The sequence below is a fragment of the Nitrobacter sp. 62-23 genome, assembly GCF_001897285.1.
In the GTDB taxonomy this organism is placed as follows: Bacteria; Pseudomonadota; Alphaproteobacteria; order Rhizobiales; family Xanthobacteraceae; genus Nitrobacter.
The window spans coordinates 69,042-80,193 of sequence record NZ_MKSM01000100.1 but is presented as its reverse complement, the minus strand read 5'-3'; the positions used below and the strand labels follow the sequence as shown (position 1 = coordinate 80,193).

The 11,152-nt window shown below is 63.5% G+C and carries 6 protein-coding genes and 1 tRNA gene; 4 read left to right on the top strand and 3 right to left on the bottom strand.

Annotation, left to right across the window (positions count from 1 at the left end; translation table 11 throughout):
* The first annotated feature begins 596 nt into the window (after positions 1-596).
* Complete coding sequence (locus BGO16_RS10430; RefSeq protein ID WP_292618624.1) at positions 597-863, top strand: hypothetical protein; 267 nt, start codon at positions 597-599, stop codon at positions 861-863.
* Between the two features lie 123 nt (positions 864-986).
* Here BGO16_RS10430 and hchA read toward each other — a convergent pair whose 3' ends face one another.
* Positions 987-1,838, bottom strand: coding sequence for a glyoxalase III HchA (hchA, locus tag BGO16_RS10425; RefSeq protein WP_292618622.1), 852 nt, complete (start codon positions 1,836-1,838; stop codon positions 987-989).
* A 574-nt stretch (positions 1,839-2,412) separates the two neighbouring features.
* Between hchA and BGO16_RS10420 the strand changes: the two genes are divergently transcribed.
* Positions 2,413-2,724: a hypothetical protein gene (locus BGO16_RS10420; protein WP_292618621.1), complete on the top strand. Its 312-nt coding sequence runs from the start codon at positions 2,413-2,415 to the stop codon at positions 2,722-2,724.
* A 162-nt stretch (positions 2,725-2,886) separates the two neighbouring features.
* Here the strand turns inward: BGO16_RS10420 and BGO16_RS10415 are convergent, their stop codons facing one another.
* The gene (locus BGO16_RS10415; protein ID WP_292618620.1) at positions 2,887-3,012 is read right to left on the bottom strand and encodes a hypothetical protein; all 126 of its coding nucleotides are present in this window, start codon (positions 3,010-3,012) and stop codon (positions 2,887-2,889) included.
* Positions 3,013-3,247: 235 nt separating this feature from the next.
* Positions 3,248-3,324, bottom strand: a tRNA-Arg gene (locus BGO16_RS10410).
* 457 nt (positions 3,325-3,781) lie between these two features.
* Between BGO16_RS10410 and BGO16_RS10405 the strand changes: the two genes are divergently transcribed.
* Positions 3,782-9,001 (top strand): alpha-2-macroglobulin, encoded by a 5,220-nt coding sequence (locus BGO16_RS10405; protein ID WP_292618619.1) that lies wholly within the window; start codon positions 3,782-3,784, stop codon positions 8,999-9,001.
* Complete coding sequence (gene pbpC / locus BGO16_RS10400) at positions 8,998-11,118, top strand: penicillin-binding protein 1C (protein WP_292618618.1); 2,121 nt, start codon at positions 8,998-9,000, stop codon at positions 11,116-11,118. The genes BGO16_RS10405 and pbpC overlap by 4 nt, the downstream gene beginning before the upstream one ends.
* Positions 11,119-11,152: the final 34 nt, after the last annotated feature.

Genomic DNA, 11,152 nt, shown 5'->3' with positions numbered 1-11,152 from the left:
CCAGCGGCCTCGGCTGCGGTGAGAGTTGGTCCTGACGTGTTCACCGACGCCCTCGTCCTGCCGCCGGCGTGGCTCAGCCCCGGTGTTGCTGTTTCCCCGTCTTTTGAATCGTAGCCGTCGCCGCCGTGACCGCGGTTTTCACGATGTTGCCAGAGCGTTTCGCTCCTGACTGAATCAGGAGCGAAGCTCTGGATTATTGTGTCGGCGCGGTTTCTTCACGCGGACGCGGATCCACCCGGGATTAAGCCCGACGACATGCTTCGCTCGAAAACGCTGTAGTTCTGCACTTCCGCCGGATCGGGCACGATACCGCCTCTGGCGATAGTTACCGGTTTGCCAAACACGACGGTAAACCGAATTCTGCGAAATCAGGAAAGTCCCCGTAGAACAAAGACTTTTTTCGATTTCGCAGGCTGCTCCCGCCCGGAGCGTTCACCTTCGATTCATCGCGATGATTAAACTGCTCTTCAAATTTTACCGCCATGGTCTGCGCGTCTGGACGGCACGCCGGTGAACGGCGGTCGGGACCAGCGGGGCGACAACAAGTGGACGGGGCCGCGCTCGAAGCAGGGCGGTTATAAAAAAGGAACAGAGGGATGTTTCAGGGGCATATCGATCTCGACACGACGGCGCCGGTGGATGCCGGCACCATTCAGGATATTCTGTTCGAGCGCGGCCTGTACTGGGCGAGCGGCCGGGCCGGTCTGGTCGACCTGGTGGCCGCGCATAAATGGTTCAACCTCGCGGCGCTCAAGGGCCACGCCGAAGCGATTACGATGCGCCGGGAAGTCGCGGCTCTCATGTCCGAGGCCGAGATTGTCGCGGCGCAACGCCATGCGCGAGCCTGGATAACCGTGCATTGACCAGTCGCCGGAGCGACGCCAGCCGATGGGGACCGGACGTCGGATTGATTTCGCTCTGAACGAGCCGAGCAGGGTGTCATCGCCGCGGTACTTGTTGCTACAGGGCTTCGTCGACCGCGTGCGTCATTCGCCCGCGATGTCTTCAAGCAGCGACTCGGCCGCGAGCTTGCCGAGCGCATTGCCGGCCAGCGGGCTGTCGCCGGTGATCAGCCTGCGGTCCTTATGCACGGCGCCGGAGATGTCGTCGTTCAATATCCTGAAGCCGAGCGTCTTCAGCTTTTCGCCAAATTTCCACGTCAGGTGGCCGGGCATGTAGCCGATATCGGGCGTCTTCTCGTCGAGCGCATCCGGAAAGGCGCAGATCGCGTAACCGCGATAGATGTCGCTGTCGCCGACCGCGAGGAAGGCCGCAGGTCCGTGGCAGAGCGAGATCACGAACCTGTCGTTCGCCGCCGCCCATTTCAGAACGGCACCGACATCCCGGCTTTCGGGCAGGCCGATCAGCGCACCATGCCCGCCCGGAATGAAGATTGCGGCATAGCCGTCGAGCCCGCGCGAGATGACTTCGGACAGCGTCAGGGGCTGCTTGAACTGAGGACGGTATTTGGTGAAGAAGCCCTTCACCTCTGCATCCTCCGACGGCATCGCCCAGTATTCGAACTTCACCGGATTGCCCGACACCGTCGCCACGTCGAAGCCGAAGCCGGCCTTGTCGAGATGGTACATCGGCAGCAGCGTTTCCACCGGGTGGTTGCCGGTTGAGAAGAAGCTGCCATTGTCGGTGAGCAGGTAGCGCTCGTCGGCGCCGATCATCAGCACCTTCTTGCCGCCCTGATAGCGGGTCGGATAATCAGCGCCGTTCAAATCCGATTTCGGCGAGGTGAACTGGCTCAGCGAATAGCTTGAGGGAAAGAACGCATTGTCCTCCGCCGGGTCGGGTTGCGGTTTCTTGTCGGAAACATTCTGGTCGGACATGAATTGCCTCGCTGATTTTAATCTCGCAACGACAAAACTAACCCACCGGACAGCTCAATTGAATGAGGTTTTCCCCTCAACGCGTGACTGGCGATCGAATTTCAAGCAACCGTGAAATGGGCGGATCAGCATTCGGCTTTGCCAAGATGGCGAGTCGCGATGATCATTGCTTTGCGTCAGGCCTTGCGATGGCATCGCTTACGGAACAGCTTGGGATGGCGATTCGCTGTCGCGCGTTCGGAAGCGCTGGATAGCGGCGAGGGCCTCCGGGAAGCTGCGATCCATGCCAGCCAGCGAAATCGATATGTCGCCGCCTGTCAGCGCTCGGTTTGCTCCCGCCAAAACGGCAATTGGTCCTTTGGCAGGAAAGCGGTCCGGGTCGCGAAGGTGCAGAACAATCGTCTTCTGCCCGCTGAATTCCCACCCCGTCAGCCGATCGCAACCATAAAGCCGGCGGGGTAACGGCGTGAGCCGGGCGGATCACCAAAAACGCCAGCCATCCACAATCCGGTTCCAACAAACGTCGCGGCTGCAAGGACGAGCAGCGTCACGCGCCAACGAGACGTATAGGCCTATGCCTCCCGGCCTCCGCCGCGTCATGGCCGAAGGCGCGGGGAGGGCGGTCAACTGGCGTCGTCCGCGCGCCTGGTGCGGCTGGTGGATGCGCAAGCACCTCGGGGTCGCCAATCCTGCCGGCAACCTGGCGCGCTGGTGGGCCGGGTTCGGCCGGCCGGCTCATGGCCCGCATGCCGGGGCGATCGTCGGGATCATCACCGGCCGCACTCCCGACGGTCGCTGGATCGTCAAGTCGGGCAACGACGGCCATCGGGTGAGGGAACGACCACGCTCTGTCGCTGGCGCGATCGCATTCAGGTGGCCGGCATGACCGCGCTGGCCCCGTCCTCCAGCTATTTGGCATCCTGACGTGCCTGCTGGCGATGTGGCTGTTCCTCTGCGATCGCACCAACGAATTCGCGCCATGGCTGTTTCTGCTGGCCTTGGCGCTGTTGGGGGTCGGCTTAGTGATGGAATAGCCGCACACAGTTCATCACTGCGGCTGTGTCTGCGTTGGGATATTCGCCGGATGCTGGCCGTTCCCGGTGTCGACGTAGGAAAGAATGACCAGCAGCGCGACGATCGCGCCTCCGATAATCCAGCCTGTTTTGACACTCATGGTACTCGTCCTCCAGATGGAATGTCATCCGGACTACCATGCCGTGTTCCATTTAGGAACAACACCGCCGGCTGTGACGGCGGGCGACCTCGGGACTTTCCTCGGGACTTTTGGTCCTGAATCATCCCCAAAGGTCTCGTTTCGTCCCGTTCTGTTCCTGTTTTCAAGCCACCATGAGCGGTTCAGGTCGCTTGATCATGCTATTGATCAACAAGCAGTTTTCGCTGTCGTAAAATGGCGATCCCGGCAGGATTCGAACCTGCAACCCGCGGAGTAGAAATCCGCTACTCTATCCAGTTGAGCTACGGGACCATAAGACCGCTCACATCACCGCAATATGAAAAATCCGTGCTCGCGCCAAGCCCCGATCCGAACCATTCTGATCGCTCGGGCGACGAACCTGCGGGCGAGACCTGCTGCTTATCCAAGGTTCGTCGTATAGCGAATGAGACATCATGCCGTCATCTGGAGGCCGCTTGAACACCCCTTTCGAACATGCTCCTCCCGGCTTCCGTCGTGCATGGCAACAGTAGCGGGAAGGTCCTAAGTCCGTCACCTTATCCGCGCATTTCTGGACATCAGCAGGATGGTTCGGAAAAATCGCTGCAATGCCTTGTATCTTTCAAGGGAAATCATGGGCCTAAGCCTCTCGAGAATCACGAGTTTGTTGGTATCGTTTAATCTTGGAATTCATTACGGACTTTAAGGGGTGGCAAGGCCGTCTGGTATTATGACACCGGGCGGCACGCGTCCGCGCAGGGAGCTTTTCATGACCGGGATGGTTCGTGCCGTCGTCCTCTGTGCGGTGCTGGCCTTTGGGCTGGTTTCGGCGCATGCGGCGGACAAGGCGTTCAAGCGCGACGATCTCGCCGACGCAGCGATCAAGCTCGAGGCCCAGATCAAGAGCGAAGCCGGCACCATCACCAAGTCGGCGCCGACGCTGCGGACCGATGCCGACGCTGCCTTCAGGCGATCCGATTTTCGCAGCGGCCTTCAGATTCTCGGCCAGATCGCGACCGTCGCGCCCGACGACAGCGGCAACTGGCTGCGGCTGGCGCGGACGATTTTCCAGATCAAACCGACGACGAGCCAGGAGCAGACCTTCCTGCTGGAGCGGGCTTCCACCGCCGCCTACATCGCCTACCAGCGGGCGCATGATCCCGGTGCGGAGGCCGACGCGCTGGCGGTTCTCGGACGCGCCTTCTCGGAGCGCAAGCTGTGGCGTCCGGCACTCGATACGCTGCGGCTGTCGCTCGATCTGCGCGAGGTCGCGGGCGTTCGCGAGCAGTACGAAAAGATGCGCGACGACCACGGCTTCCGGCTGCTTGATTACACCGTGGATTCGGATTCCGCCTCGCCGCGGATTTGCTTCCAGTTCTCGGAGGACCTCGCCAAGCGAACCGACTTTTCACCGTTCGTGACGCTTGCCGGCACCGATCAGCCGGCGCTGTCGTCGGAGGACAAGCAGCTTTGCGTCGACGGACTCAAGCACGGCGAGCGTTACAACATCAATCTGCGTGCCGGCCTGCCCTCGACGGTCAAGGAAAGCCTGCCGAAATCCGCCGAATTCAATGTCTATGTGCGGGACCGCAAGCCGTTTGTCCGCTTCACCGGGCGCGCCTACGTTCTGCCACGCACCGGTCAGCGCGGCATTCCGCTGGTCAGTGTGAACACGCAAGCCGTGTCGGTGCAGGTGTTCCGAATCGGCGACCGCAATCTGATCAACACCGTGATCGACAGCGACTTCCAGAAGACGCTCAGCGGGTATCAATTGTCGGACCTCGGCAACGAGCGCGGGGTCAAGGTCTGGTCCGGCGAGATCACGACAGCTTCCACGCTGAACGCCGATGTGACGACCGCGTTCCCCGTCGACGAGGCGCTCGGGAACCTGCAGCCCGGCGTCTACGTGATGACGGCCGCGCCCAAAGCACCCGGCTCGGCGAGCGACGACGAGTCCGGTTCGCTGGCGACCCAGTGGTTCATCGTCTCCGATCTGGGCCTGACTGCCTATTCCGGCAATGACGGCATCCACGTCTTCGTCAATTCGCTGGCGACGACCGATGCGGTGGGCAAGGCGGAGGTCCGCCTGATCGCCCGTAACAACGAGATTCTGGCGACCCGCAAGACCGACGAATCCGGCCATGCGCTGTTCGAGCCGGGTCTCGCCCGCGGCGAGGGCGGGCTGTCGCCGGCGCTGCTGACGGTGAGTACCGACAAGGCCGATTATGCGTTCCTCAGCCTGAAATCGAACGCGTTCGACCTGACCGACCGGGGCGTCTCGGGTCGAACGGTGCCCGAAGGCGCCGACGCTTTCGTTTATGCCGAGCGGGGCGTGTATCGTTCCGGGGAAACAGTCTTCCTCACGGCGCTGTTGCGCGACGGGCAGGGCAATGCCGTGACCGGCGGGCCGCTGACGCTCGTGGTCGAACGACCCGACGGGGTCGAATTCCGCCGCGCCGTGCTGGCCGATCAGGGCGCCGGCGGACGAAGCCTGAGCCTGCCGCTCAACTCGGCCGTGCCCACCGGGACCTGGCGGGTTCGCGCCTTTACCGACCCGAAGGGGCGATCGGTGGGCGAAACCACCTTCATGGTCGAAGATTATGTGCCGGACAGGATCGAATTCGACTTAACAACCAAGGCGAAGCAGATCACGGCTGAGGCTCCGGTCGAACTAAAGGTCGACGGCCATTTCCTCTACGGCGCGCCGGCATCCGGCCTGCAACTCGAAGGTGATATGCTGGTGGCTCCCGCCGAGAGCCGCCCGGGTTATGCCGGCTATCAGTTCGGCGTCGCTGATGACGAGGAGAGCACCAGCAACGAGCGCACGCCGATCGAGAACCTGCCCGAAGCCGATGCAAACGGCGTCGCCACGTTTCCGGTCAGCCTCGCCGCGCCGCCGTCATCGACCCGCCCGCAGGAAGCGCAGATTTTCATTCGCATGGCGGAAGCCGGCGGGCGCGCGGTCGAGCGGAAGCTCGTGCTTCCGGTTGCCCCGGCCGCCGCCATGATCGGCGTGAAGCCGCTGTTTGCCGACAGGAACGTCGCCGAAGGCGACAAGGCGGCATTTGACGTCGCGTTCGTCGCGCCGGACGGCACCTCGCTCGCGCGCGACGGCCTGCGCTATGAACTGCTCAAGCTCGAAAGCAGATATCAGTGGTATCGTCAGGATTCGGCGTGGGAATACGAGCCGGTGAAATCGACCAAACGTGTTTCCGATGGCGACCTCTCGATTGCCGCGAACAAGCCCGCACGGATCGAATTTTCTCCCCAGCCCGGACGCTACCGGCTCGATGTGAAATCGTCCGATCCGAATGGTCCGCTGACCTCGGTTCAGTTCGATGTCGGCTGGTATTCCGATGGCAGCGCCGACACGCCCGATCTTTTGGAAACCTCGATCGACAAACCGGACTACCGGTCCGGCGATACCATGACCGTTTCGGTCAATGCGCGGACCGCCGGTAAACTCACGATCAACGTTCTCGGCGATCGGCTGCTGACCACCCAGACCGCCGACATCAGGGAAGGCACCTCTCAGGTCAAGATTCCGATCGGCGAGGATTGGGGCACCGGCGCTTATGTGGTTGCGACGCTGCGCCGGCCGCTCGACGTTGAAGCCCGGCGGATGCCGGGCCGCGCGATCGGCATCAAATGGTTCGGCATCGACAAGGCGGCGCGTACGCTTTCGGTCAGCCTGTCGCCGCCGGCACTGGTGCGGCCGTCGACGACGCTGAAGCTGCCTGTGAGGATCGGCGGTCTAAGCCCTGGCGAAGACGCCAAGATCGTGGTTGCCGCCGTCGATGTCGGCATTCTCAATCTCACCAATTACAAGCCTCCCGCGCCTGACGACTACTATCTTGGTCAGCGCCGCATGACCTCGGAAATCCGCGATCTCTACGGGCAACTGATCGACGGGATGCAAGGCACGCGCGGCCAGCTCAGGACCGGTGGCGATTCGGCGGGGGCTGAGTTGCAGGGCAGCCCGCCGACGCAGAAGCCGCTCGCGCTCTATTCCGGTATCGTCACCGTGGCGGCCGACGGCACCGCCGAGATCAGCTTCGACATTCCGGAATTCGCCGGCACTGCGCGCGTGATGGCGGTAGCCTGGAGCGCGACCAGACTGGGGCGAGCGACAATCGACGTCACCGTGCGCGACCCGGTGGTGCTGACGGCGACCTTGCCGCGCTTCCTGCTGACCGGCGATCAGGGAACCCTGAGCTTCGATCTCGACAACGTCGAGGGCGCGCCGGGCGACTACACCGTAAATGTAAAAACCTCCGGGCCTGTCAAAATGGCGGGCAATCCCGCGACCACCATCAAACTTGCGGCCAGGCAGCGCAGCTCGATGGCGCTGGCGCTCGATGCCGGCGGGGCTGCCGGCACCGCGCAATTCGACGTCGATATCAAGGGACCGAACGGACTGACGCTGGCGCGGCACTATGATCTCGACGTCAAGCCCGCGACCCAGATTTTGGCGCGCCGCTCGGTCCGCACGCTGGCGAAAGGCGACAGCCTGACGCTGACCTCTGACATGTTCTCCGACCTCGTGGCGGGTACGGGCGGGGTGTCGATGTCCGTCAGCCTGTCGTCGGCGCTGGATGCGGCGACCGTTCTCAAAGCCCTCGACCGTTATCCCTTCGGCTGTTCCGAGCAGATCGCCAGCCGCGCGATGCCGCTGCTCTATGTCAACGATCTTGCGGCCGGCGCGCACCTCGCGATGGACACGAGCGTCGATGACCGTATCAAGAGTTCGATCGACCGCCTGCTGGCGCGGCAGGGCTCGAACGGCTCGTTCGGCTTGTGGTCATCAGGCGGCGACGATCCGTGGCTCGACGCCTATGTCACCGACTTCCTGACCCGCGCCCGCGAAAAGGGATTTGCGGTTCCCGATGTCCTGTTCAAGAGCGCGCTCGATCGTGTTCGCAATTCTGTAGTAAACGCGCCAGAGCCGGAGAAGGACGGCGGCCGCGATCTGGCTTACGGACTTTACGTTCTCGCCAGGAACGGGACCGCGCCGATCGGAGACCTCCGCTATCTCGCCGATACCAAGCTGGACAATCTGGCGACGCCGATCGCCAAGGCGCAATTGGCGGCGGCGCTTGCCCTAGTGGGAGACCGGGCGCGGGCGGAACGCGTGTACGCGGCGGCGGCCCAGAGTCTCGCGCCGAAACCCGCTATCGAGTTCGGCCGCACGGATTATGGCTCGACTCTGCGCGATGCGGCGGCGCTGGTGTCGCTCGCGGGCGAGGGCAACGCGCCGCGTGCCACGGTGACGCAAGCGGTGCAGCGGGTCGAGGCGGCGCGAGAACTGACGCCTTATACGTCCACGCAAGAGAATGCCTGGCTGGTGCTGGCGGCCAGGGCGCTTGCCAAGGAGACCATGTCGCTCGAAGTCGCCGGCGCCCCGGTCAAGACCGCGCTCTATCGCAGCTACAAGGCGGATGAGATGACCGGCAAGCCGATCAGGATCACCAACACCGGCGATGCGCCGGTGCAGGCGGTGATTTCCGTGGCCGGTGCGCCGGTAAGTCCGGAACCGCCGACATCGAACGGCTTTGCGATCGAACGAAACTATTTCACCCTCGACGGTACGCCTGCGGATCCGGCTCAGGCCAGGCAGAACGACCGGTTCGCGGTCGTGCTCAAGATCACGGAGGCCAAGCCGGCCTATGGTCACATCATGGTGGCCGACTATCTTCCGGCAGGTTTCGAAATCGACAATCCCAACCTGGTCTCGTCCGGCGACGCCGGCACTCTCGACTGGATCGAGGATGGCCAGCAGCCGGTCAACACCGAATTTCGCGACGATCGGTTCACCGCAGCCTTCGATCGCGCCGCCAACGACAAGGCGGTGTTTACTGTCGCCTATGTCGTGCGGGCGGTGTCGCCGGGCAAGTACGTTCTGCCGCAAGCCTATGTCGAGGATATGTACAATCCCTCGCGCTACGGGCGCACCGGCACCGGCCGTGTCGAGGTGCGTGCCGCGAAATGACCGTATCCGGCACCACAGCGACGACGATACGGCCGCGCAGCTTTCGACGCGTGAAACTGGCGGCTATGGTCATTGCAATCGTGACGGTCGTGATCACCGTCGCGGCGGCGGCCTGGATCGTCTCGCTGGGACCTCCGCCGCTCGCGGCGGCGCGCGAGGTCTCGACCACGGTGCTCGATCGCAACGGCAAATTGCTGCGCGCCTTCGCCATGGCCAATGGACGGTGGCGACTGCCGGTCGATGCCAGGACCGACGTCGATCCCGGATATCTCAACCTGCTCCTGGGTTATGAAGATCAGCGCTTCTATTCGCACGCGGGCGTCGATCCGTTCGCGCTCGGGCGCGCCGCGCTGCAACTCCTGACCCGCGGCCACATCGTCTCGGGCGGATCGACCATCACCATGCAGCTTGCCCGGCTGATCGAACCGCGCCGTCAACGTTCGATTCACGCCAAGCTGCGTCAGATCGTGCGTGCGTTTCAGCTCGAGCATGAATTGTCCAAGGATGAGATCCTCAACCTTTATCTGACGCTTGCGCCGTTCGGCGGCAACCTTGAAGGCATTCGCGCGGCCTCCATCGCCTATTTCGGGAAGGAGCCGAAACGGCTGTCGCTCGCGGAGGTGGCGCTGCTCGTCGCCCTGCCGCAATCGCCGGAAAGGCGCCGTCTCGACCGGCACCCGACGGCGGCGCGCGCCGCCCGCGACCGCGTGCTCGAACGCATGGTCGAGGAATCACGCATCTCGGCGGAAGATGCCGCGCAGGCCAAGACGGTGCCGGTCATGCGCAGGCGCAACCCGTTTCCGATGCTGGCGCCGCATTCGACCGATCGGGCGCTGGCGACGGTCAAGGACGCGAGCGTCATCAGGCTGACCCTCGAGTCCGGATTGCAACGGGCGCTCGAAACGCTGGCGCGGGATCGCGCGGCCGCGCTTGGGTCCGATATTTCCATCGGAATCATCGCGATCGACAACGCCACCGGCGACGTACTGGCCCATGTCGGCTCCGCCGACTATTTCGACGAACGACGGGCCGGGCAGGTGGACATGACCCAGGCCGTGCGCTCGCCGGGCTCGACGCTGAAGCCTTTTATCTACGGGCTGGCGTTCGAAGACGGGTTCGTTCACCCCGACAGCCTGATCGACGATCGCCCGGTCCGGTTCGGCAGCTATGCGCCGGAAAACTTCGACATGACGTTTCAGGGCACGGTCGCGGTGCGCCGTGCCCTGCAATTGTCGCTCAACGTTCCGGCGATCGAACTGCTCGACCGCGTCGGCGCCAGCCGGTTGTCGTCGCGGCTGAAACAGGCAGGCACGGGCCTGGTGCTGCCCAAGGACGAGGTTCCGGGGCTGGCGATAGGACTAGGTGGCGTCGGGGTGACGCTGCATGACCTGGTGCAGGCCTATTCCGGCATTCCGAGGTTGGGCACCGTGTTATCCTTGCGTGAAATCGTGCGCGACGATGGCGGCAATCGGGAGCCTTTGCGGTTGATGGATGCGGTCGCGGCATGGCAGGTGGGCAACGTCCTGTTGGGGACGCCGCCGCCGGAAAACGCGGTTCGGAACCGGATCGCCTTCAAGACCGGCACCAGCTACGGCTATCGCGACGCGTGGTCGATCGGCTTTGACGGCCGTATGACGGTCGGCGTCTGGGTCGGCCGTCCGGATGGCGCGCCGGTCCCCGGTCTGATCGGGCGCGTGGCGGCCGCGCCGGTTTTGTTCGATGCTTTTGCTCGTACCGGCAAGCTGCTGGCGTCATTGCCGAAAGCTCCACGCGGAACCCTGATCGCCGGCAATGCGAAGCTGCCGCTGCCGTTACGGCGATTTCGCCCCGCGGGCGAACTGATCCGGACCGGCAACGAGCACAGGCTCCGCATCCAGTTTCCGCTGAACGGTTCGCGGATTGATTCCGGAGGCGGGGACGGCACAAAGCTGTCCGCGCTGCCGGTGAAGGTCGCCGGCGGCGTCCTTCCGATGACCATGCTGGTCAACGGAAAAGCAGTCGGAGAGATCGAAGGCCGCCGTCAGCGGATGGTCGAACCGCCCGGGCCCGGCTTTGTCCGGCTGACCGTCATGGATGCTGTTGGCGCGGCGGACACAGTTACGATCAGAATTCAATAGTGACGGGCTAAGCGGTTGTCCCTGCGTTGGGTTC